Source organism: Micromonospora coxensis, from assembly GCF_900090295.1.
Lineage (GTDB): Bacteria > Actinomycetota > Actinomycetes > Mycobacteriales > Micromonosporaceae > Micromonospora > Micromonospora coxensis.
Window position 1 is genome coordinate 2,090,498 of sequence record NZ_LT607753.1, and the last position, 20,703, is coordinate 2,111,200.

Genomic DNA, 20,703 nt, shown 5'->3' on the forward strand with positions numbered 1-20,703 from the left:
CGGTGGGCCGCGGCCCACGGGCGCCTCGGCGGGACCGTGCGGGCCGTCGCAGCCGACGTGCCGACCCGCCGGGGGTACGGCCTCAGGCCAGCCCGCGCACCCGGGCCAGGATCGCCTCGGCCAGCAGCTCCGGCGCCCGGTCCGGGATCCAGTGGGTGACCCCGGCCAGCTCCACGAAACGGTACTCACCGGCGACGTGCCGGGCGCACGCCTCGGCGGCGGTCCGGCCGATGGCGAAGTCCTTGTCGCTCCAGACGTACGTGGTGGGCACCGACACCGTCCCGATCCGACCCAGGTCCACGTTGGACATCGCCCGGTACCAGTTCAGCGCGGCGGTCAGCGCGCCCGGCTCGCGCATCGGCTCGGCGTACCGGTCGACCCGCCGGGGGTCCCCGAGCCCGGAGATCATCCGGCGCAGCACGGCCGCCCGGCCGGCCAGCAGCACCTTCTCCGCCGTGCCGCGCTGCCGGAACAGCACCATGTACGACGAGCGGGCCTTCTGCTGCCGGTCGTGGGCGAGGGCCTGCCCGAAGGCGGCCGGGTGCGGCACGGAGACGGCGGTCAGGGTGCGGACCCGCTCCGGGTGGCCCGCCGCGAGCCCCCAGCCGACGGCGGCGCCCCAGTCGTGCCCGACCACGTGCGCGGCGTCGACGCCCAGCGCGTCGAGCACCGCCACCGCGTCGGCGACCAGCTCCGGCATCCGGTACGCCGACACCTCGGTCGGGCGCGCCCCCGGCGAGTAGCCCCGCTGGTCCAGCGCGTACGTGCGCAGCCCGGCGTCGTGCAGCGCGGGCGTCACCTCGTCCCACTCCCCGCCGTGCTGGGGGAACCCGTGCAGCAGGAGGACGGGCTCGCCGCCCTCCGGGCCGCCGGTGCGTACCTCGAACGTCAGTCCTCGCGCCTCGACCCGCATGGTCGACACCCTACCGAGCCGACGGTCGACGGGCTTCTCCCGTCGCGCCGCCCTCGGCGGTCGGCTGGGCCGTCGCCGCAGGTCGGTGCTAGCGTCTGGGCGAGACAACTTCACATCCGACAGGGGAGCGCACAGCGCTGAGAGTGCGGGCACCACCCGCAGACCCTCGAACCTGATCTGGGTAATGCCAGCGCAGGGAGTTCGGTCGACCTCCAGCCGCGCCGCCGTCCGGTCCCACCGGGCGCGGCGTGCGTCTTCTCCTGGTTCTCCATCGTTGAACTGGGAGCGATCATGGACCACACCACCACCCACCGGTGGCGCACCCTCGACATCGTCATCGCGGCGGTGCTCGGGGTCGCCTTCGGCGTCATCTTCTGGGCCTGGGGCCTGCTCTGGAACGGCCCGGCGGACGCCATCCCGCTGCCCGGGCGGGCCGCCATCTACGGCGTCTGGCTGGTGCCGGCCGTCCTCGGCGGGCTGATCATCCGCAAGCCGGGGGCCGCCTTCTTCACCCTCACCGTGGCCGCGCTGGTGTCGGTGGCGCTGGGCAGCAGCTGGGGCTGGACGCTGGTGATCCAGGGCCCGCTGGAGGCGGCCGCCGCGGAGCTGGCCTTCGCCGCGTTCGCGTACCGCAACTTCCGGCTGCCCGTCGCGCTGCTGGCGGCGACCCTGGCCGGGCTGGCCGCCGCGCTCTACGACGTCTTCGTCTGGTACCCGGGGACGGCGTGGGGCAGCTTCCGGCTCCCGTACATCCTGATCACCGCGGCCAGCTCGCTGGTGGTCGCCGGCTTCGGCGCCGTCGCCCTCACCCGCGCCCTCGCGAACACCGGCGTCCTCGACCGCTTCCCCGCCGGCCGCGAACGCGCCACGGTCTGACCACCCACCCCCGTGTTGATGATGACGTCGACGGCGACGTGGCCCGCGGACACCGCCGTCGACGCCATGGTCACGGAACGGACGGAGGGGCCGGCGTGGCGGCGGTGACACTGCGCGGGTTCGGGTGGCGGCACGCCGGGCGCAAGCGCTGGGCGCTGCGCGGGGTGGACCTGCGGGTCGAGGCGGGCGAGCGGATGCTGCTGCTCGGGCCCTCCGGCGCCGGCAAGAGCACCCTGCTGTCCGCCCTGGCCGGGCTGCTGCCGGAGGACTCCGGCGAGCAGGAGGGCACCGTCGAGATCGACGGCCTCGACCCGCGCAAGGCCCGCGAGCGGGTCGGCATCGTCTTCCAGGACCCGGAGTCGCAGCTGGTGATGGCCCGCTGCGGGGACGACGTCGCGTTCGGGCTGGAGAACCGCGGGGTGCCGACCGACGAGATCTGGCCCCGGGTCGACGAGGCGCTGCGCCGGGTCGGGTTCCCGTACCACCGGGACCGGGCCACCGCCGCCCTCTCCGGCGGCGAGCAGCAGCGACTCGCCCTGGCCGGCGCGCTCGTGCTGCGCCCCGGGCTGCTGCTGCTCGACGAGCCGACCGCCAACCTCGACCCGGTCGGCGGCGAACTGGTCCGCGAGGCGGTCGCCGGCGCGCTGGACGCCGACACCACCCTGATCCTGGTCGAGCACCGGGTGGCCGACGCGCTGCCACTGGTCGACCGGGTGGTGGTGCTGGAGCCCGGCGGCGGGGTCCGCGCGGACGGCCCACCGGAGGCGGTCTTCGCCGGGTACGGCGACACGCTCGCCGACGAGGGCGTCTGGGTGCCCGGGCACCCGATCCCGCCCCGGCGCGCCACCGCGCCGGCCGGGGAGGCGCTGCTCACCGCCGAACGGCTCGGGCTGCCGCACCGGCTGGCCGCCACCGACCTCCAGGTACGCGCCGGTGAGGCGCTCGCCGTGCTCGGCCCGAACGGGGCCGGCAAGTCCACCCTGGCCCTGCTGCTCGGCGGTCTGCTGCGCCCGGGGACCGGACGGGTCGTCGCCACCGCCGCACTGGCCGACCGGGACGCCGGCACTCCCCCGCACCGCTGGCGGGCGCCCGCCCTGGCCCGCCGGATCGGCTCGGTCTTCCAGGACCCGGAGCACCAGTTCGTCACCGGCACCGTCGGCGACGAACTGGCGCTCGGCCCCCGGCGCACCGGACGACCCGAGCCGGCGGTCAAGGCCACCGTGGACGCGCTGCTGGACCGGTTGCGGCTGACCAGGCTGGCCGGCGCCAACCCGTACACCCTCTCCGGCGGGGAGGCGCGGCGGCTGAGCGTGGCGACCGCCCTGGCCACCGCGCCCCACCTGCTCATCTGCGACGAACCCACCTTCGGCCAGGACCGGCGGACCTGGCGTGAGCTGGTCGACCTCTTCGCCGACCTGCGCGACGCGGGGCACGGCGTCGTCACGGTCACCCACGACGCGGACTTCGTCGCCGCGCTCGCCGACCGCACCGTCACCCTGCGCCGCCCCGAGGACCGGCCGTGATCAGCCTGGAACCGGTCGCCGCGCCGGACGCGCCGCTGGCCCGGCGCAACCCGGTGGCGAAGCTCGCCGCGGCGCTGGTCTTCTCCGTCGTGATGGTCGCCACCCTGGATCCGGTCGCGCCGGCCATCGCCATCGCCGTCGAACTGGCCCTGCTGCCGCTGTTCGGCATCCGCTACCGGGTGCTGGCCCGGCGGGCGCTGCCGCTGCTCGTCGGCGGGGCCGGGATCGTGGTCACCCTGGTGCTCTTCGCCGCGGACCGCTCCGGCCGGGTGCTGCTCGACGCCGGCCCGCTGCTGGTCACCTCCGGGGTGCTGCTCACCGCGCTGGGCCTGGCGCTGCGGATGTTCGCGGTGGCCCTGCCCGGGATCATCGTGTTCGCCACCACCGACCCGACCGACCTGGCCGACGCGCTGGTGCAGAACGCGAAGGCGCCGGCCCGGTTCGCGATCGGCGCGCTGGCGGCGTTCCGGCTGGTGCCGCTGCTCGGCCAGGAGTGGCAGATGATCGAGATGGCCCGCCGGGCGCGGGGCGTGGACGCCGGCCGCAACCCGGTGGCCCGGCTGCGGCTGTTCACCTCGACGGCGTTCGCCCTGCTGGTGGGCGCGATCCGGCGGGGCACCCGGCTCGCGGTGGCGATGGACGCCCGGGGCTTCGACGCCGGCACCCCGCGTACGGTCGCCCGCCGGCAGCACTTCGGCGTGGCGGACGCCCTGCTGGTCGTCGGGGCGGCGGTGCTGGCCGGGGCGGCGCTGGCGGTCAGCGTCGCGCTCGGCACCTTCCGCCCCCTGATCGGCTGACTCCCGGCAGCCCGGCGGGCACCGCTGACCGGCCCTGATCGGCTGACCCGGGCGGCCGGCGGGCACCGTCGGGGGCACCGCTGACCGTTCCCGGCCGGCCACCGTGGCGGAGCACGGCAGCCGGCCGGGAGCCGGGTCGGTCAGCTGCGCCGGAAGGCGTACCGGCGGGTCTGCCCCCGCGCGGCGGTCGAGCCGCCGCGGACCCGCGACGGCGGCGGGACCGGGGCCGGCCGGGCGACGCCGGACGAATCGGCGTCGTCGGCGAGGGTGACCGGGGTGATGGGCGACACGGTGGACGCGGCAAGGTCCGCCACGCTCACCTGCACCTCGGACCGGGACTTCTTCGGGCTGCGCCTGGCGGGCATACGCTGCCTCCTTCTGTGGACGGACCGCGCCACCGCACGGGGCGGACGGTCGACGGACGGGACGGCCCGGACGACCACAGCGGAAGGACCACGACGAGGTGGCACGCGGACGCCCGGAGCTCACGGACCCGCGGCGGCGACAGCAGCGGCGGGTCGGGCTCTCGAAGAGGGGCGTCAGATGCGCATACCGGCACGCTAACCCACCGCCGAGGCACGCGCACCCGAATTTCGTCGCCACCCCGCGAACCCGCCGGGCCGCGGCGACGGCCACCGCCCGCCGCCCGGCGCTCACGCAGCGTCCCCGGCACCGGCCGGGCACGATACGGTCGCAGCACGACAGTCGTACGAGAAGGGCGGACACGGATGGCTCAGCAGGCGACGGCGCAGATCGGGGTCACCGGGCTGGCGGTGATGGGCCGCAACCTGGCCCGGAACCTGGCTCGCAACGGCTTCACCGTGGCGGTGCACAACCGCTCGCCGGAGCGCACCCGCAGTCTCGTCGCCGAACACGGCGACGAGGGCAGCTTCGTGCCGTCGGAGTCCCTGGCCGACTTCGTCGCCTCGCTGGAGCGGCCCCGCGCCGTGATCGTGATGGTCAAGGCCGGCGCGCCCACCGACGCGGTCATCGACGAACTGGTCCCACTGCTGGAGGAGGGGGACATCGTCGTCGACGCCGGCAACGCGCACTTCGCCGACACCCGCCGCCGGGAGGAGGCGTTGCGCGGGCACGGGCTGCACTTCGTCGGCACCGGCGTCTCCGGCGGCGAGGAGGGCGCGCTGCGCGGCCCGAGCATCATGCCGGGCGGCTCCGCCGAGTCGTACGCGAAGCTCGGCCCGATCTTCGAGAGGATCGCCGCCCAGGTGGACGGCACCCCGTGCTGCCGGCACATCGGCCCGGACGGCGCCGGGCACTTCGTCAAGATGGTCCACAACGGCATCGAGTACGCCGACATGCAGCTCATCGCCGAGGCGTACGACCTGCTGCGGGCCGGGCTGTCGGCCAGCCCGGCGGAGATCGCGGAGATCTTCCGGGAGTGGAACACCGGCGAGTTGGAGTCGTTCCTCATCGAGATCACCGCCGACGTGCTGGCGCACACCGACGCGGCGACCGGCCGCGCCTTCGTCGACGTGGTGCTCGACCAGGCCGAGCAGAAGGGCACCGGCCGCTGGACCGTGCAGAGCGCGCTGGACCTGGGCATCCCGATCACCGGCATCGCCGAGGCGACCTTCGCCCGCTCGTTGTCGGGCCACGCCGGGCAGCGCGAGGCCGCCCGCCGGGCGTTCGGCGACGCCGGTGAGAAGTGGCAGGTCGAGGATCGGGAGACCTTCGTCGAGGACGTCCGGCGGGCGCTGCTGGCCAGCAAGATCGTCGCGTACGCGCAGGGCTTCGACCACATCCGCGCCGGCAGCCGGGAGTACGACTGGGACATCGACCTGGGCGGCACCGCCACCATCTGGCGGGGCGGCTGCATCATCCGGGCCCGCTTCCTGGACCGCATCCGCGAGGCGTACGACGCGCAGCCGGAGCTGCCGACGCTGCTGGTCGCGCCGTACTTCGCCGACGCGGTGCGCGACGGCGTGCCGAGCTGGCGGCGGGTGGTCGTGGACGCGGCCCGGGCCGGCGTGCCCACCCCGGCGTTCTCCTCGTCGCTGGCGTACTTCGACGGGCTGCGCGCCGAGCGGCTGCCGGCCGCCCTGATCCAGGGCCTGCGGGACAACTTCGGCGCGCACACCTACCTCCGGGTCGACCGGCCGGGGGCGTTCCACACGCTCTGGGCCAGCGACCGCGCCGAGGTGCAGGGCTGACCGGGGCCGACAGCGGGTCGCGCCGTCCCCACCGGGACGCCGCGACCTGCCGTGGCCCGGGTCCGGTCGCGGTCGGAACCGGCGACCGGACGGCCCGTACCGGGTGACCGGGGCTCACCAGGCCCGGTGCGTCTCCTCCGGAGGGGTCGGCGCCCAGCCCGCGGCCGGTTCGCCGGCCGCCAGCTCGCCGATCTCGCCGGAGCGCACGGCCGGGGTGTGCCCCAGCTCGGCGCAGTACCGCTCGGCGACGCCGGCGCAGACGTCGACGACCCGCGTCCGCTGCGTGGCGTCGACCAGACCCGCGCCGGCCAGCGCGGCGGTCATCTCGTACCGGAGATCCCGCATGTCCACCCCCGTGGCGGGCGTCCGCCTCGGCACGCCCTCACGCCGATCGTATGCGCCGACGGGGGCCGGCCCGCCGGGAACGCGTCAGCGCCGTCCCCGACCGGGGACGGCGCTGACGTCGGCGCTCACCAGAACCGGCGACGCTTGGCCTTCTGCGGGCGCAGCATGTCGGCGCCCTTGGCCAGCAGGCGGCTCACGCCGGTGGGGCCACGCCGGGCCTCCAGCGTGTGGCTGAGCCGACGGGCGCCGGCCGCCGCCAGCGGCACGGCGACCGCCATGACCGCCCACTGGGCAATCCGCTTCTGAATCATGTGGGTTCACCTCCGCGATCGGCTGCTGCGGAGGTGGTACCCCGGGTCCGAGATCGCCAATCGTGACCAGCGTGACCATCGGACCGGCGGGCGACCGTCAGGACGGCGGGGCGACCGGGTTGGGCAGCGCGCCACCGAAGCGGCGGTCCCGCTGCGCGTACAGCTCGCAGGCGTACCAGAGGTGGCGGCGGTCGAAATCGGGCCAGAGGGTGTCGAGGAAGACCAGCTCCGCGTACGCGGTCTGCCAGAGCAGGAAGTTGGAGATCCGCTCCTCGCCGGAGGGCCGCAGGAAGAGGTCCACCTCGGGGATCTCCGGGTGGTAGAGGTACTTCGCCACGGTCTTCTCGGTGACCTTCGCCGGGTCGAGCCGGCCGGCGGCCACGTCCCGGGCGATCGCGGCGGCGGCGTCGGCGATCTCGGCCTGCCCGCCGTAGTTGACGCAGAACTGCAGGGTCAGCGTCGAGTTGCCCCGGGACATCTCCTCGGCGGTCTGCAACTCGGAGATGACGCTCTTCCACAGCCGGCCGGCCCGCCCGGACCACACCACCCGGACGCCCAGCTCGACCAGCTGGTCCCGGCGGCGGCGGATGACGTCCCGGTTGAAGCCCATCAGGAAGCGGACCTCGTCGGGCGAGCGCCGCCAGTTCTCGGTGGAGAAGGCGTACGCCGACAGGTAGGGGATGCCCAGCTCGATCGCGCCCTCGATGGTGTCGAAGAGGCTGTGCTCGCCCGCCTCGTGACCCTTGGTGCGGGGCAGGCCGCGCTCCTTGGCCCACCGGCCGTTGCCGTCCATCACCACCGCGACGTGCTTCGGCACCGCCTCGGCGGGCAACGCCGGCGGCCGGGCGCCCGACGGGTGCGGCGTCGGCGGCACCGGCTCACGCCGGCCGGCCCTCATCGATCGGATCACTCGGTCATCTCCCTGCTCACGCCGTCCACCCCGGCCCCGACGCCACGCGGGGGCGGGACCGGGCCGGCCGCGCCACCGCCCGGTGGCGGGACCACGCCGGCCGCCGGGGCACCCCGGTCGACCAGCGGCAGCGAGCGTAGCGCGCGCTCCAGGTGCCACTGCAGGTGCGCCGCGACCAGGCCGCTGCACTCCCGGCGTACGCCGGTCTCGGTGGCGTCCGCGATCTGCCAGTCGCCGCTGGTCAGCGCGGACATCAGGTCGATGGTGGCCGGGGCGGGATGGGCCGCGCCGGGGGGCCGGCAGTCCGGGCAGACCGCGCCGCCGGCCGGGACGGAGAACGCCCGGTGCCGCCCCGGGGCGCCGCAGACCGCGCAGGCGGTCAGCGCCGGCGCCCAGCCGGCGAGCGCCATGCCGCGCAGCAGGTACGCGTCGAGCACCAGGGTGGTGGCGTGCTCGCCCCGGGCGAGGGCCTTCAGCGCGCCGAGGGTGAGCTGGAACAGCCGCAGCGAGGGCTCCCGCTCGACGGGGGTGAGCCGTTCGGCGGTCTCGGCGATCGCGCTGGCCGCCGTGTAGCGGGGGTAGTCGCCGAGGAACCGCTTGCCGTAGAGGTCGATCCCCTCGACCTGGCTGACGGTGTGCAGCGAGCTGCCCTGGTTGCCCTTCGGGTCGCCGGCGAGCTGGAGGTCGACGTGGCCGAACGGCTCCAGCCGGGCGCCGAACCTGCTGCTGGTGCGCCGTACGCCCCGGGCCACCGCGCGCAGCCGGCCGTGCCGCCGGGTCAGCAGGGTGATGATCCGGTCGGACTCGCCCAGCTTCTGCACACGCAGCACCACCGCGTCGTCGCGGTAGAGCTGTCGGCGGTACCCGGCCATCGGGTCATTCTCCCTCGGGGTGGGAAATCAGGGTCGGATCGGGGTGGTCCGGGGCCCGTCCCCGATGCGCGGCGCGGCGGACCGACCGTAGGTTGCTGACCATGGCTCTCCCCCGTACCGCCGTCGCCCTGGGCACGGCCGCCACCCTGATCCTCGCCGCCGGGTGTGACACGCTCTCCTTCCGCCGGCTGGACTTCGACCAGACCGAGACCGCGCGGATCGCCACGATCACGGTACGGCCGGGCGCGGGGGACGTGGTGGTGCGGGGAACCGGCCCGGCCACCGAGGTACGCATCAAGCGGGTGCTGCGCTACCAGGGCGACCAGCCCGAGCGCACGTACGAGATCCAGGGCGACGAGCTGGTGCTGGACGCCGACTGCGGCCCTCGCTGCTCGGTGTCGTACGAGGTGACCGCCCCGGAGGGGGTCCGGGTGCGGGGTGAGACCGGCTCGGGCAACGTCGAGCTGTCCAAGGTCGGCGCGGTGGAGTTCACCCTGGGCTCGGGCAACATCCGGGTCGCCACCGCCGGCGGTCCGGTGCAGGCCGAGACCGGTTCCGGCGACATCGAGGTGTCGGCGGTCCCCGCACCGGTCACGTTGCGCGCCTCCTCCGGCAACATCACCGGTCTGCGCCTCGGCGGCGAGGTGGACGCCGAGGCCAGCTCCGGCAACGTGACGATCGAACTGGACCGGCCGGTGTCGGCCCGGGCACACGCCAGCAGCGGCGACGTGGAGCTGCTGGTGCCCGACGGCCGGTACCGGGTCCGGTCCCACACCGGCTCGGGCGACGCCGAGCTGGGGGTGCCGGACGACCCGGGCGCGTCGGCACTGCTGGACGTGAGCACGGGCAGCGGCAACGTCACGGTCAACCGACGCTGAGGTCGACCGTGCTCGTCTCGGGGGACCGGGGCACGGGCGCCACCGCCCGTACCCCGGTGCGGGGCCGTGCCGGACGCGTCGGGGCGACCGCCTGACTCGTCGGGGCCAGTGACCGACCCGCCGGGGCCAGTGACCGACCTGCCGGGGCGAGCGCCGGACCCGCCGGGGCGGGCGCCGGACTCGTCGGGGCCAGCGCCGGGCTCGTCGGGGCGTTCGTCGGGTGTCGGGCGGGCAGGGCGGGCGGCGCGGGGCGACGGCCGCCGGGGATCAGCTCCGGCCGGCGGCGGGCGGCCACGTCCTCCACCCAGCCGACCAGCAGGGTGACCACGCCGACCAGCGCGAAGACGAGCACCACCCGGACGGCGAGCCCGACCGGGTCACGGTCGGACCAGCCGACCAGCCCGACCATCGGGGTGAGCGCCACCACGAACGACATGTGCCAGAGGTAGACGGTCAGGGCGCGCCGGTTCAGCACGGTCACCAGCCGGCCGAGCGCGGGGCTGCGGTCCACCCAGGCGGCGGCGGCCGGCGCCCGGCCGATCACCAGCAGGATGAACGCCGCCGACCAGAGCGCGTTGCCGAGCGGGATGTCGTTCAGGTCGTACCCGCGCGGGCCGGGATGGGTGAGGATCCAGGCGCCGCCGGCCGTGCCGACGGCGAGCGCGGTGGGCACCAGGACCCGGTTGGCCAACCGCCGCAGCAGGCCGTCGTGGTGGGCGAACCCCAGCAGCCAGGCGCCGAAGTAGAGGCCGAAGTGCCGCAGGGCGACGGACGCGGTCGGCAGCACGCCGAGTTCGATGGCGGCGAGCAGCACGTACGGGGCGAGCAGGGTGGGCAGCGGGGCCCGCCGGAACAGCCACAGCGCCAGCGGCGAGGCGAGCACGAACCAGAGGTAGTCGCGCAGGTACCAGATCGGGCTGAGCGCCAGCGCACCCCAGTGGTTGGCCGGCGGGTCGGCGACCGGGAAGAGCCAGAGCAGCACGTCCGGGCCGAACGCCAGCCCGGTCAGCAGCATCGCCGGCACGAAGACGGCCGCCACCACCCAGAGCGAGGGCAGCAACCGGCGCAGGCGGCGCGGCACCGCGCGTACCCCGGAGCGGTCCAGGGAGGCCGCCATCAGCGACCCGGCGAGGGCGAACATGATCGACATCGCCGGGAAGACCAGCGTCAACGCGGCCAGTCCGGTGACGTGGTAGACCACGACCCGGGCGATCGCCAGGGCGCGGAGCAGGTCCAGATATCGGTTACGCATCAGCCTGCATCTATGTCAGGGGGCAGGAGTCGAACGTCCCCTACCCTGCGACCCGATCCGGCCAAACCCGCAGCCCGGTACACCGGAAAGTGAAACTTCCCATATCTCGGCCGGCCCGGCCGCACCGCCTCAACCGGCGGTCGAGCGCCTCACCCAGGGCTCGCCGAGCGGCCAGTCGCAGAAGATCCCGCCGAGCAGGCCGGACGTCCTCCGCTCGGCCTCGGTGGCCCGCACCGTGCCGGCGTACGCCTCGGCGTCGTCGCGCGGCTCGTACCCGATCTCCCGGGCCTCGGCCAGCGACCACCACCGCCGGGTGTTGGCGCTGACCCCCCACAACACCCGGAAGCCGGTGACCCCGGTGGTCAGGCAGGCGGACACCAGCCGGGCGCAGTCGTCCGGCGACAGCCAGGTGTCCAGGCCGCGCAGGCCGGGCGGCCGGTCGAAGCAGGCGCCGATCCGCAGCGCGAACACGGTCATCCCGTACCGGTCGGCGTAGAGACTGCCGAGCGCCTCCACGGCGGCCTTGCTCCAGCCGTAGTAGCCGTCCGGGCGGGGGAAGGCGTCGGCCGGGACGCCGTCCGGGCCGTGCGGGGCGGGCACGCCGCCACCGACGCCGCCGGCCACCGGGGACCCCGCGGCGTCGTCCCGGTAGCAGCCGACGGCGTGGTTGGACGAGGCCAGGACCACCCGGGGCACGCCCGCGAGCCGGGCCGCCTCCAGCACGGTACGGGTCCCCTCGACGTTGACCCGCAGGATCTCCTCCCAGCGGTCCTCGCCGCTGAGGGCGGCCAGGTGCACCACGGCGTCGACCCCGGCACAGGCCCGGCCGACCGCGTCGGCGTCACCCAGCTCGGCGCGGACGATCTCCACCGGCTCACCCGGCCCGGCGGGCTCCTGCTCCCGCACGTCGAGCAGCCGCAGCACCAGCCCGGGACCGGCCAGCCTCGGGCGCAGCATCCGGCCGATCCGACCGGCCGCGCCGGTGACCAGGACCCGCCGGGGCGCACCGGCGGACGCCGCCCCCGCCGACATCAGAAGCCGAGCTTGCGCAGCTGCTTCGGATCCCGCTGCCAGTCCTTCGCCACCCGCACGTGCAGGTCCAGGTAGACCCGGGTGCCGAGCAGCTCCTCGATCTGCTTGCGGGCGCGGGTGCCGACGTCCTTGAGCCGGCTCGCCCGGTGACCGATGACGATCGCCTTCTGGCTCGGCCGCTCGACGTAGACGTCGGCGTAGATCTTCATGAGCTGCCCCTCGGGGATCATCTCCTCGACGACCACCGCGATCGAGTGCGGCAGCTCGTCGCGCACCCCCTCCAGGGCCGCCTCCCGGATCAGCTCGGCGACCAGCACCTGCTCCGGGTCGTCGGTGAGCATGTCGTCCGGGTAGAGCTGCGGCGACGGCGGCAGGTAGCCGGTCATCACGTCGACCAGGGTGTCGAGCTGGTGCCCGGAGACCGCGCTGACCGGCACCACGTCGGCGAACTCGCCCAGCTCGCTGACCGCCAGCAACTGCTCGGCCAGCCGCTTCTTGTCGACCAGGTCGGTCTTGGTGACCACGGCGAGCACGGTCGCCTTCAACTCGGCCAGCTCGCCGGTGATGAACCGGTCGCCCCGGCCGACCGGCTCGTCCGCCGGGATGCAGAGGCCGATCACGTCGACCTCGCTCCAGGTGGAGCGGACCAGGTCGTTCAGGCGCTCGCCGAGCAACGTACGGGGGCGGTGCAGGCCCGGGGTGTCGACCAGGACGAGCTGCGAGTCCGGACGGTGCAGCACGGCCCGGATGACGTGCCGGGTGGTCTGCGGCTTGTTCGAGGTGATCGCGATCTTCTGACCGACGATCGCGTTGGTCAGCGTCGACTTGCCGGCGTTGGGCCGGCCCACGAAACAGGCGAACCCGGCCCGGTACGGACGCTGGGTGAGGTCGGCGGTCACTCGACCACCGTGCCGAGCACCGTGCCGTCCGGCGCGGCGACGTGGATCGGCGCGTCGGCGGAGAGGTCGCGCACCGCGGCGTGCCCCGCCCCGTCCAGCGTCGACGCCTCGGTCACCACCACCGCCGCCTCCAGCCGGGTGGCCCCCGCCGCCACGGCGGAGGCGACCGCGAGCTGGAGCGCGGTGATGGTCAGCGAGGGCAGCGCGACGCTGGCCGCGGCGTACGTCCGGCCGTCCTGGTCGCGGACCGCCGCGCCCTCCACGGCGCCCACCCGGCCCCGGGCCCCCCGGGCCAGGACGACCAGCTTGCCGTCCTCGGCGCTCAGTTCGGCCGGGTCGGACGGGGTGGGCCGGGCGGCCGGTACGGCGGCTGACTCAGGCATCGGCGGGTTGCCTCTCCTCGGTTCTGGTCTGGTTGTCACGGGATCCGGCGGAGCCGGCCCCCTCCGACCCGTCACCCGGCGCGACCCGGCTGACCAGCACGGTGTCTATCCGGTTGCGCCGGCCGGTGGTGCCCTCGGCGAGCAGCCGCAGCCCGGCCACCTCGGCGTGGGCGCCGGGGATCGGCACCCGGCCCAGGGACTGGGCCAGCAGGCCGCCCACGGTCTCCACCTCGTCGGTGGGCAGGTCGGTGTCGAACAGCTCGCCGAGATTCTCCACCGGGAGCCGGGCGGTGACCCGCACCGATCCGTCCTCCAGGTGCTCGACCGGCGGGCGTTCGACATCGTACTCGTCGGTGATCTCGCCGACGATCTCCTCCAGGATGTCCTCGATGGTGACCAGACCGCCGGTGCCGCCGTACTCGTCGACGACGATGACCAGGTGGTTGCGGGCGGCCTGCATCTCCGAGAGCAGGTCGTCGACCGGCTTGGACTCCGGCACGAAGGTCGCCGGACGCATCAGCTCCGCGACCGGGGTCTGGTGGTCGCGCGGGTCACCGCCGCGGGTACGCCGGATCAGGTCCTTGAGGTAGAGCACGCCGAGCACGTCGTCGACGCTCTCGCCGATCACCGGGATCCGCGAGAACCCGGAGCGCAGGAAGAGCGTGAGCGCCTGGGAGAGGGTCTTGCCCTCCTCTATCCACACCATCTCCGTACGCGGCACCATCACCTCGCGGGCGATGGTGTCGCCGAGGGCGAAGACCGAGTGGATCATCTGTCGCTCGCCGTGCTCCACGACGCCCCGCTGCTCGGCCAGGTCGACCAGCTCCCGCAGCTCGACCTGGGTGGCGAACGGGCCCTCCCGGAAGCCGCGCCCCGGGGTGACCGCGTTGCCGATCAGGATCAGCAGCGAGGCGAGCGGGTTGAGCGCGCGGCCGAGCCAGCGCACCAGCGGCGCGACCGCCCGACCCACCGCGTACGCGTGCTGCCGGCCGAGGGTACGCGGCGCGACACCGACGACCACGAAGCTGACCACGGTCATCGCCCCGGCAGTGATCAGCGCCGCCCGCCAGCCCGCGCCGAAGGTGTCCACCGCGACCAGCGCCACCAGCGTGGTGGCGGTCAGCTCGGCGAGCAGCCGGAGCAGCAGCAGCAGGTTGAGGTGGCGGACCACGTCACCGGCGACGGCCTGGAGGGTACGCGCGCCGCGCGCCCCGTCCCGGGCCAGCTCGGCGGCGCGGGCCGGGGAGACGGCGGCGAGCGCCGCCTCGGTCATCGCGATCAGGCCGGCGAGCACCACCAGCCCCGCCGCGAAGAAGATCAACTGGAGGTCGGGCAGGCCGGCTGTCGGGCCGGCCGCGAGAGTGTCCATCACCGGGACCGGGTCGACCGCCAGCTGGCCAGCAGTCGGGCCTGGAGCCCGAACATCTCGCGCTCCTCCTCCGGCTCGGCGTGGTCGTACCCGAGCAGGTGCAGCACCCCGTGCACGGTGAGCAGGTGCAGCTCGTCGGCGGCGGTGTGGCCGGCGGCGGCGGCCTGCTTGGCGGCCACCTCCGGGCAGAGCACGATGTCACCGAGCAGGGCCGGCTCGCCGCCGGCCGGGGCGCTCTCCCCCGGACCGTGGTCGACGCTGCCCTCGTCCATCGGGAAGGCCAGCACGTCGGTCGGCCCGTCCCCGCCCATCCAGCGGTGGTTCAGCTCGGTCATGTACTCGATGTCGACCAGCAGCACGGAGAGCTCGGCGAGGGGGTTGACCCCCATCTCGTCGAGGGCGTGCCGGGCTACGGCGAGCACGGCGTCGGTGTCGACGTCGACACCGGACTCGTTGGCGATCTCGATGGACAACTGTCTTCCTCTGGTCTTAGCGGCGCCGGCCGGCCCGGCCGCCCTGGGCGGTCCGCCCCGGCACGGCGTGCACGCTCTGCGCCTGCTGGTTCTCCCGCTCGGCGTCCCAGCGGGCGTACGCGTCGACGATCTCCCCCACCAGCTTGTGCCGGACCACGTCCGAGCTGGAGAGCTGGGCGAAGTGCACGTCCTCGACGTTCTCCAGGATCTCGCGGACCACCCGCAGGCCGCTGGTCGTCCCGCCGGGGAGGTCCACCTGGGTGACGTCACCGGTCACCACGATCTTGGAGTTGAAGCCGAGCCGGGTGAGGAACATCTTCATCTGCTCGGGCGTCGTGTTCTGCGCCTCGTCCAGGATGATGAACGCGTCGTTGAGGGTGCGCCCGCGCATGTACGCCAACGGCGCGACCTCGATCGTCCCGGCGGCCATCAGCTTCGGGATGGACTCCGGGTCGAGCATGTCGTGCAGCGCGTCGTAGAGCGGCCGCAGGTACGGGTCGATCTTCTCGTTGAGGGTGCCGGGCAGGAAGCCCAGCCGCTCCCCCGCCTCGACCGCCGGCCGGGTCAGGATGATCCGGTTGACCTGCTTCGCCTGCAACGCCTGGACGGCCTTCGCCATGGCGAGGTAGGTCTTGCCGGTGCCGGCGGGGCCGATGCCGAAGACGATGGTGTGCGTGTCGATCGCGTCGACGTAGCGCTTCTGCCCGAGCGTCTTGGGGCGGATGGTGCGCCCGCGCCGGGAGAGGATGTTGAGGGTGAGGACCTCGGCGGGTCGCTCGGCGCCGCCCTGTTCGAGCATGCCGACGGTACGCCGCACCGCGTCAGTGGTCAGGGTCTCGCCTTTCTCGATCAGTTCGAGCAGCTCGCTGAAGAGACGCTCGGCGAGGGCGTTGTCCGCGGGCGCGCCGGTGATGGTGATCTCGTTGCCGCGCACGTGCACGTCACTGTTGACCGAGCGTTCGACGAGGCGCAGGATCTCGTCGCCCGCGCCGAGCAGGTTCACCATGATCTTCGAGTCGGGGACCGTGATCCTGGTCTGCACCCGGGGCGGGCCGGGAGGTGGGGTGCCGGTCATAGGTCGGGCCGTGGGGCCCTGTGCCACCTGCTTCCGATCTCGGTGCCGGCCCTGCTGGCGCGGCGTGCGGACGTTGCACCCATGGTATCGGGTCGGCAGCGGTGGCACCGCGCCCATTTCCGGCCGCCGGAGCACACCCCGACCGGCAGGCCCGGGCCCGGTCAGCCGGCGCGGAAGTCGTACCGGTCGAAGGTCTCCTGGTGCCGGGTGAACCGGTAGGTCGCCCAGTGCATCCGCACCACCGTGCCGTGCTCGTCCCGGGTCAGCCGCAGCAGCTCGCCGACCTCCCGACCGGAGACCGTGCGGAACACGTCGGGCCGGTCGGCCAGCGGCGCGAAGACCGCCGGCGGCTTCCCCGCCGGGTCGTCCGCGCCCCGGGCCCGCAGCGTCCCGTCGTGCCAGCTGAAGACGTACTCGAAACCCTCGCCCCACCAGCGGCCCAGCATCCCGCGCAGCGGGCCCGGCGCGGGCTCGCCCGGCCGCCACGGCTCGATCGCCGCCGGGTCGTGCTCGGCGGCGGCGGCGAGCAGCCGGTGCGGCAGCTCCAGGACCTCGGCGGCCGTGCCGGAGGAGCCGAGCACCGCGCAGCCCATCGCGCCGGCCGTGCCGTCGCCGCCGCGCCGGCCGTAGACCGCGGCGAGGAAGCCCGGCATCGCGCCGTCGTGCCCCACGTGCACCACCCGCTCCGGGTACGGCAGGAGGATCAGGCCGAGGCCGAAGCCGGCCGCCCAGGACGTCTCGTCGGTGGTGGTCACCGGCCAGCGCATCTCGTCGAGGGTGCTCGGGGCGAGCACCGCGCCGGCCGGGTCCAGCGCGGCCGGGTCGGCCAGGAACGCCGCCCACCGGGCCATGTCGGTGGCGGTGCTCCAGAGCTGGGCGGCCGGGCCGACCGCGCCGAAGTCCGTCGGCGGCTCCGGGTGCGCCTCGTCGGAGTACGCGTCGACCAGGAATCCGGTCGCCGCCGCCGGCCCCGGGGTGACCGAGGTGGCGGCCAGCCCCAGCGGGGTCAGCACCCGCTCGGTGAGCACCTCCGCCCAGGTGCCGCCGCGCCGCGCGCCGACCAGCCGGCCGAGCAGGGCCATCCCCAGGTTCGAGTAGTGGTAGCGCCGCCCGGTGGGCAGCACCCGCTCCGCCCGGGCCAGATCGGCGACCAGCTCGTCGACGTCCGGGGCGCGCAGGGTGTCCCAGACGTCCCCGTACGGCTCGCGTTGCAGGCCGGCGGTGTGCGACAGCAGCCGCCGCACGGTCAGGTCGCCGTGCGCGGGCAGGTCGAGGTGCCGGCCGATCGGGTCGTCGAGGTCGAGCAGCCCGTCGTCGCGGCACTGCATCACCAGCACCGAGGTGAAGGTCTTGGTGACCGAGCCGATCCGGAACCGGGTCTGCGGGCCGAGCACGGTGTCGTTGCCGGTCTGCCCCACCTCGCACGTCCAGAGCGGGCGGTCCGCCCGGTGCAGGGCCGCGGCGACGGCGGGCACCCTCGCCTGCGCCTGGACCCGGCGGACCAGCCGCTCCAGCCGGTCCTGCGCACCGCTCACCCGAGGCCCCGGGCGAGCATCGGGCCCAGCGGCGCGCCGCCCAGCAGATGCGCGTGCACGTGGAACACCTCCTGACCGCCGAACGCGCCGGTGTTGAACATCAGCCGGAAGCCGTCGCCGAGCAGCCCCTCGTCCTCGGCCACCGCGGCGGCCGTGGCCAGCAGCTCACCGGCGAGCGCCGGGTCGCCCTGCCCCAGGGTGGCCACGTCGGCGTAGTGCTCCTTCGGGACGACCAGCACGTGCACCGGGGCCTTCGGGTCGATGTCGCGGAAGGCGAGGGTGGTGGCGGTCTCCCGGACGATGGTGGCCGGGATCTCCCCGGCGACGATGCGGCAGAACAGGCAGTCGGATCCCATCGGGGCATGGTAAGTCGTCGCCACCGCGCTCAGGCATGATGTGCCGCGTGACTTCACGGGCGGTACTGGTGACGGGAGCCTCGCGCGGCATCGGGCGCGCGGTGGCACGGGCGTTCGCGGCCGGCGGTGACCGGGTGGCGATCCACCACCGGGACTCCACCGAGGCCGCCGAGGAGGTCCGCGCCGGGCTGCCCGGCGACGGGCACGTGGTGGTCCGCGCCGACCTGACCGACCCCGACGCGGTACGGGCGATGGTCGACGAGGCGGCCGCGCGGCTCGGTGGGCTGGACGTGCTGGTCAACAACGCCGGCGTGTACGGCGAGCGGGACGCCCCGCACCCGGTCTTCGGCACCTCCTACGAGCAGTGGCAGCGGCGCTGGCGGCAGGTGCTGGAGACGAACCTGACCGGGGCCGGCAACGTCACCTGGTGCGCCGCCCAGCACATGCGCGGACGCGGCGGCCGGATCGTCAACGTCTCGTCGCGGGGCGCGTTCCGGGGCGAGCCCGAGCAGCCCGCGTACGGCGCCAGCAAGGCCGGGCTGAACGCCCTCGGCCAGTCCCTCGCCGTCGCCCTGGCCCCGTACGGCATCGCGGTGGCCACCGTCGCGCCCGGCTTCGTCGAGACCGACATGACCACCGGACACCTGGCCGGGGAGCAGGGCGAGGCGATCCGGGCGCAGAGCCCGTTCGGCCGGGTGGCCCGCCCCGAGGAGATCGCCGCCGCCGTGCACTGGCTCGCCGCCCCCGGATCCGAATGGGCCTCCGGCGCCATCCTCGACCTCAACGGCGCCTCCTACCTGCGCAGCTGAGCGGCCTACCAGCGGGCGAGGCGGGTGGCCAGGACGGCGAGGGCCGCCACGCCGGCCGTGGACGTGCGCAGCACCGACGGGCCGAGGCGGACGGGACGGGCGCCGGCCTGGGTGAAGGCGTCCAGCTCGACCGGGGCGATGCCGCCCTCCGGGCCCACCACCAGCACGATCTCGCCGGTGGCGGGCAGCTGCACGGTGGTCAGCCGCTCGTCGGCCTCCTCGTGCAGCACGAACGCCGCGCCCGCGCCGGCGATGCGCCGGGCCACCCGGGCCGTCGGCTCGTCCGGCGCGCCGGCCACCACCGGCAGCCACGGGCGGCGGGCCTGCTTGGCGGCCTCCCGGGCGGTCGCCACCCACTTGTCCCGGGCCCGTAAGCCCCGCTCGCCGCGCCACTGGGTCACCGAGCGGGACGCCGCCCACGGCACGATCTCGTCGACCCCGACCTCGGTCATCGCCTGCACGGCCAGCTCGCCCCGGTCACCCTTGGCGATGCCCTGCACCACCACCAGCCGGGGGACGTCCGCGTCGACGTACCCCCGGGAGGTGACGGTGAGGTCGAGGGTGCCCCGGCCGACGGCGCGGACCACCGCGGTGGCCGTGCCGCCCCGGCCGTCGGCCAGCAGCAGCTCCTCGCCGACGCGCAGCCGCTGCACGGTGGCCGCGTGGTGCCCCTCCGGCCCGTCCAGGGTCGTCGAGTCGCCGGTGGGCAGCGCCTCGACCAGGAACAGCGGCGCGGACACCTCAGGCGTGCCCGTTGAAGGCGTCGCGCATCCGGGAGAAGAAGCCGCCCTGCTTGGTCAGCTCGGCGACCTCCTCGCCCCGGGTCTTGGCGAAGTCGCGCAGCATCCGTTCCTGGTCGGCGTCGAGCTTGGTCGGGGTCCGCACGTCGAGGTGGACGTAGAGGTCGCCCCGGCCGGTGCCGCGCAGGTGCGGCACGCCCCGGGCGCGCAGCCGCAGCGTGCTGCCGGGCTGGGTGCCGGCCTTGACGTCGACCGTCTCCTCGCTGTCGAGGGTCTTGATGGTCAGCCGGGTGCCGAGCGCGGCGGCGGTCATCGGCACGGTGACCCGGCAGTGCAGGTCGTCGCCCTTGCGGGAGTACACGTCGTGCGGCCGCTCGTGGATCTCCACGTAGAGGTCGCCGGCCGTGCCGCCGCCCGGGCCGACCTCACCCTGCTGGGCCAGCCGGATCCGCATCCCGTCCTCGACCCCGGCGGGGATCTTGACGGTCAGCGAGCGGCGGGTCCGCACCCGGCCGTCCCCGGCGCAGGTCGGGCAGGGGTGCGGGATGGTGGTGCCGTAGCCCTGGCAGACCGTGCACGGCCGGGCGGAGACCACCTGGCCGAGGAAGGTCCGCTGCACCGACTGCACCTCGCCCCGGCCGGCGCACGCCTCGCAGGTGGCCAGGTGGGTGCCGGCCGCGGTGCCCGCTCCGGAGCAGGTGGTGCAGAGCACGGCGGTGTCGACGGTGATCGGCGCCTCGACGCCGAACGCGGTCTCGTGCAGGTCCAGCTCCAGGCGCAGGATCGCGTCGGCCCCCGGCCGGGTACGCGGACGCGGCCCCCGGCCGGCGCCACCGGCGCCGCCGAAGAAGGCGTCCATGATGTCCTGGAACCCGACGAACGGGCCCGCCCCACCCGGGCCGCCCGGGCCCCCGCCACCGCCGCCCGGCGCCAGCGGGTCACCGCCCAGATCGACGATCTGCCGTTTCCGGTCGTCCGAGAGGACCTCGTACGCGGCGTTGATGTCCTTGAACTTCTCCTGTGCCTCCGGGTCCGGATTGACGTCCGGGTGGAACTGCCGCGCCAGCTTGCGGTAGGCGCGCTTGATCTCGTCGTCGGAGGCCTCCCGGCTCACGCCGAGAATGCCGTAGTAGTCCCTGGCCACTGCGTTCGGTGTCCTCATGTTTCGTCTCGCGTTGCGCCGG

At 74.8% G+C, this 20,703-nt stretch carries 23 protein-coding genes and 1 riboswitch; of the genes, 6 read left to right on the plus strand and 17 right to left on the minus strand.

Features of this window, described 5'->3' with window-relative positions; all coding sequences use genetic code 11:
* Positions 1-82: 82 nt before the first annotated feature.
* On the minus strand, positions 83-913 hold the full coding sequence (locus GA0070614_RS09245; RefSeq protein WP_088975567.1) for an alpha/beta fold hydrolase: 831 nt from the start codon (positions 911-913) through the stop codon (positions 83-85).
* Between the two features lie 111 nt (positions 914-1,024).
* A riboswitch (TPP riboswitch) is annotated at positions 1,025-1,130 on the plus strand.
* A 74-nt stretch (positions 1,131-1,204) separates the two neighbouring features.
* Here GA0070614_RS09245 and GA0070614_RS09250 point away from each other — a divergent pair.
* The 3 genes from GA0070614_RS09250 to GA0070614_RS09260 all read left to right on the plus strand — a co-directional run bounded on the left by GA0070614_RS09250 (position 1,205) and on the right by GA0070614_RS09260 (position 4,109).
* Positions 1,205-1,789, plus strand: coding sequence for an ECF transporter S component (locus GA0070614_RS09250; RefSeq protein WP_088975568.1), 585 nt, complete (start codon positions 1,205-1,207; stop codon positions 1,787-1,789).
* A 95-nt stretch (positions 1,790-1,884) separates the two neighbouring features.
* Positions 1,885-3,312: an ABC transporter ATP-binding protein gene (locus GA0070614_RS09255; protein ID WP_088975569.1), complete on the plus strand. Its 1,428-nt coding sequence runs from the start codon at positions 1,885-1,887 to the stop codon at positions 3,310-3,312.
* On the plus strand, positions 3,309-4,109 hold the full coding sequence (locus tag GA0070614_RS09260; RefSeq protein ID WP_088975570.1) for an energy-coupling factor transporter transmembrane component T family protein: 801 nt from the start codon (positions 3,309-3,311) through the stop codon (positions 4,107-4,109). Before GA0070614_RS09255 ends, GA0070614_RS09260 begins: the two co-directional genes overlap by 4 nt.
* A 140-nt stretch (positions 4,110-4,249) precedes the next feature.
* Here GA0070614_RS09260 and GA0070614_RS09265 read toward each other — a convergent pair whose 3' ends face one another.
* The gene (locus tag GA0070614_RS09265) at positions 4,250-4,474 is read right to left on the minus strand and encodes a hypothetical protein (RefSeq protein WP_088975571.1); all 225 of its coding nucleotides are present in this window, start codon (positions 4,472-4,474) and stop codon (positions 4,250-4,252) included.
* A 363-nt stretch (positions 4,475-4,837) separates the two neighbouring features.
* Between GA0070614_RS09265 and gndA the strand changes: the two genes are divergently transcribed.
* Positions 4,838-6,280, plus strand: a complete 1,443-nt coding sequence (gene gndA, locus GA0070614_RS09270) for an NADP-dependent phosphogluconate dehydrogenase (RefSeq protein ID WP_088975572.1) — start codon at positions 4,838-4,840, stop codon at positions 6,278-6,280.
* A 114-nt stretch (positions 6,281-6,394) separates the two neighbouring features.
* On the opposite strand, the gene GA0070614_RS09275 is transcribed toward gndA, so the two are convergent.
* The 4 genes from GA0070614_RS09275 to recO form a co-directional block, all read right to left on the minus strand.
* Positions 6,395-6,625, minus strand: a complete 231-nt coding sequence (locus GA0070614_RS09275) for a thioredoxin reductase (protein WP_088979334.1) — start codon at positions 6,623-6,625, stop codon at positions 6,395-6,397.
* Between the two features lie 125 nt (positions 6,626-6,750).
* Positions 6,751-6,936: a hypothetical protein gene (locus tag GA0070614_RS09280; RefSeq protein ID WP_088975573.1), complete on the minus strand. Its 186-nt coding sequence runs from the start codon at positions 6,934-6,936 to the stop codon at positions 6,751-6,753.
* 97 nt (positions 6,937-7,033) lie between these two features.
* Entirely contained in the window at positions 7,034-7,834 is an 801-nt protein-coding gene (locus GA0070614_RS09285) for an isoprenyl transferase (protein ID WP_088975574.1), read from the minus strand.
* Between the two features lie 8 nt (positions 7,835-7,842).
* Positions 7,843-8,718, minus strand: a complete 876-nt coding sequence (gene recO, locus GA0070614_RS09290; RefSeq protein WP_088975575.1) for a DNA repair protein RecO — start codon at positions 8,716-8,718, stop codon at positions 7,843-7,845.
* 101 nt (positions 8,719-8,819) lie between these two features.
* Between recO and GA0070614_RS09295 the strand changes: the two genes are divergently transcribed.
* On the plus strand, positions 8,820-9,596 hold the full coding sequence (locus GA0070614_RS09295) for a DUF4097 family beta strand repeat-containing protein (protein ID WP_088975576.1): 777 nt from the start codon (positions 8,820-8,822) through the stop codon (positions 9,594-9,596).
* Here the strand turns inward: GA0070614_RS09295 and GA0070614_RS09300 are convergent.
* The 9 genes from GA0070614_RS09300 to GA0070614_RS09340 all read right to left on the minus strand — a co-directional run bounded on the left by GA0070614_RS09300 (position 9,583) and on the right by GA0070614_RS09340 (position 17,970).
* Positions 9,583-10,848 (minus strand): acyltransferase family protein, encoded by a 1,266-nt coding sequence (locus GA0070614_RS09300; RefSeq protein ID WP_088975577.1) that lies wholly within the window; start codon positions 10,846-10,848, stop codon positions 9,583-9,585. The two genes, GA0070614_RS09295 and GA0070614_RS09300, sit on opposite strands and share 14 nt — an antisense overlap.
* A 129-nt stretch (positions 10,849-10,977) precedes the next feature.
* On the minus strand, positions 10,978-11,880 hold the full coding sequence (locus tag GA0070614_RS09305; protein WP_088975578.1) for an NAD-dependent epimerase/dehydratase family protein: 903 nt from the start codon (positions 11,878-11,880) through the stop codon (positions 10,978-10,980).
* A complete protein-coding gene (gene era, locus GA0070614_RS09310; RefSeq protein ID WP_088975579.1) occupies positions 11,880-12,779 on the minus strand; it encodes a GTPase Era in 900 nt (299 codons plus the stop codon). Before era ends, GA0070614_RS09305 begins: the two co-directional genes overlap by 1 nt.
* A complete protein-coding gene (locus tag GA0070614_RS09315; protein WP_088975580.1) occupies positions 12,776-13,162 on the minus strand; it encodes a cytidine deaminase in 387 nt (128 codons plus the stop codon). Before GA0070614_RS09315 ends, era begins: the two co-directional genes overlap by 4 nt.
* Positions 13,155-14,555, minus strand: a complete 1,401-nt coding sequence (locus GA0070614_RS09320; protein WP_172892579.1) for a hemolysin family protein — start codon at positions 14,553-14,555, stop codon at positions 13,155-13,157. The genes GA0070614_RS09315 and GA0070614_RS09320 overlap by 8 nt, the downstream gene beginning before the upstream one ends.
* Positions 14,531-15,004 carry an rRNA maturation RNase YbeY gene (ybeY, locus tag GA0070614_RS09325; protein ID WP_088975582.1) on the minus strand — a complete coding sequence of 158 codons (474 nt, stop codon included), beginning with the start codon at positions 15,002-15,004 and terminating at the stop codon, positions 14,531-14,533. The genes GA0070614_RS09320 and ybeY overlap by 25 nt, the downstream gene beginning before the upstream one ends.
* Before the next feature lie 16 nt (positions 15,005-15,020).
* Positions 15,021-16,079: a PhoH family protein gene (locus tag GA0070614_RS09330; protein ID WP_088975583.1), complete on the minus strand. Its 1,059-nt coding sequence runs from the start codon at positions 16,077-16,079 to the stop codon at positions 15,021-15,023.
* A gap of 161 nt (positions 16,080-16,240) precedes the next feature.
* Positions 16,241-17,614 (minus strand): serine hydrolase domain-containing protein, encoded by a 1,374-nt coding sequence (locus GA0070614_RS09335; RefSeq protein ID WP_088975584.1) that lies wholly within the window; start codon positions 17,612-17,614, stop codon positions 16,241-16,243.
* Entirely contained in the window at positions 17,611-17,970 is a 360-nt protein-coding gene (locus GA0070614_RS09340) for a histidine triad nucleotide-binding protein (RefSeq protein WP_088975585.1), read from the minus strand. The genes GA0070614_RS09335 and GA0070614_RS09340 overlap by 4 nt, the downstream gene beginning before the upstream one ends.
* Before the next feature lie 47 nt (positions 17,971-18,017).
* On the opposite strand from GA0070614_RS09340, the gene GA0070614_RS09345 reads away from it, so the two are divergent.
* The gene (locus GA0070614_RS09345) at positions 18,018-18,779 is read left to right on the plus strand and encodes an SDR family NAD(P)-dependent oxidoreductase (protein WP_088975586.1); all 762 of its coding nucleotides are present in this window, start codon (positions 18,018-18,020) and stop codon (positions 18,777-18,779) included.
* Positions 18,780-18,784: 5 nt separating this feature from the next.
* On the opposite strand, the gene GA0070614_RS09350 is transcribed toward GA0070614_RS09345, so the two are convergent.
* A complete protein-coding gene (locus GA0070614_RS09350) occupies positions 18,785-19,519 on the minus strand; it encodes a 16S rRNA (uracil(1498)-N(3))-methyltransferase (RefSeq protein ID WP_088975587.1) in 735 nt (244 codons plus the stop codon).
* A 1-nt stretch (position 19,520) separates the two neighbouring features.
* Positions 19,521-20,663, minus strand: coding sequence for a molecular chaperone DnaJ (dnaJ, locus tag GA0070614_RS09355; protein ID WP_172892581.1), 1,143 nt, complete (start codon positions 20,661-20,663; stop codon positions 19,521-19,523).
* Positions 20,664-20,703: the final 40 nt, after the last annotated feature.

What these genes read in the sequence shown, in the direction of transcription:
- GA0070614_RS09275 (WP_088979334.1), bottom strand. Translation starts at nt 6,625, where the DNA reads ATGCGGGATCTCCGGTACGAGATGACCGCCGCGCTGGCCGGCGCGGGT.
- GA0070614_RS09340 (WP_088975585.1), bottom strand. Translation starts at nt 17,970, where the DNA reads ATGGGATCCGACTGCCTGTTCTGCCGCATCGTCGCCGGGGAGATCCCG.
- GA0070614_RS09245 (WP_088975567.1), bottom strand. Translation starts at nt 913, where the DNA reads ATGCGGGTCGAGGCGCGAGGACTGACGTTCGAGGTACGCACCGGCGGC.
- GA0070614_RS09330 (WP_088975583.1), bottom strand. Translation starts at nt 16,079, where the DNA reads ATGACCGGCACCCCACCTCCCGGCCCGCCCCGGGTGCAGACCAGGATC.
- GA0070614_RS09300 (WP_088975577.1), bottom strand. Translation starts at nt 10,848, where the DNA reads ATGCGTAACCGATATCTGGACCTGCTCCGCGCCCTGGCGATCGCCCGG.
- GA0070614_RS09250 (WP_088975568.1), top strand. Translation starts at nt 1,205, where the DNA reads ATGGACCACACCACCACCCACCGGTGGCGCACCCTCGACATCGTCATC.
- GA0070614_RS09265 (WP_088975571.1), bottom strand. Translation starts at nt 4,474, where the DNA reads ATGCCCGCCAGGCGCAGCCCGAAGAAGTCCCGGTCCGAGGTGCAGGTG.
- gndA (WP_088975572.1), top strand. Translation starts at nt 4,838, where the DNA reads ATGGCTCAGCAGGCGACGGCGCAGATCGGGGTCACCGGGCTGGCGGTG.
- GA0070614_RS09315 (WP_088975580.1), bottom strand. Translation starts at nt 13,162, where the DNA reads ATGCCTGAGTCAGCCGCCGTACCGGCCGCCCGGCCCACCCCGTCCGAC.
- GA0070614_RS09285 (WP_088975574.1), bottom strand. Translation starts at nt 7,834, where the DNA reads ATGAGGGCCGGCCGGCGTGAGCCGGTGCCGCCGACGCCGCACCCGTCG.
- recO (WP_088975575.1), bottom strand. Translation starts at nt 8,718, where the DNA reads ATGGCCGGGTACCGCCGACAGCTCTACCGCGACGACGCGGTGGTGCTG.
- GA0070614_RS09305 (WP_088975578.1), bottom strand. Translation starts at nt 11,880, where the DNA reads ATGTCGGCGGGGGCGGCGTCCGCCGGTGCGCCCCGGCGGGTCCTGGTC.
- GA0070614_RS09295 (WP_088975576.1), top strand. Translation starts at nt 8,820, where the DNA reads ATGGCTCTCCCCCGTACCGCCGTCGCCCTGGGCACGGCCGCCACCCTG.
- GA0070614_RS09280 (WP_088975573.1), bottom strand. Translation starts at nt 6,936, where the DNA reads ATGATTCAGAAGCGGATTGCCCAGTGGGCGGTCATGGCGGTCGCCGTG.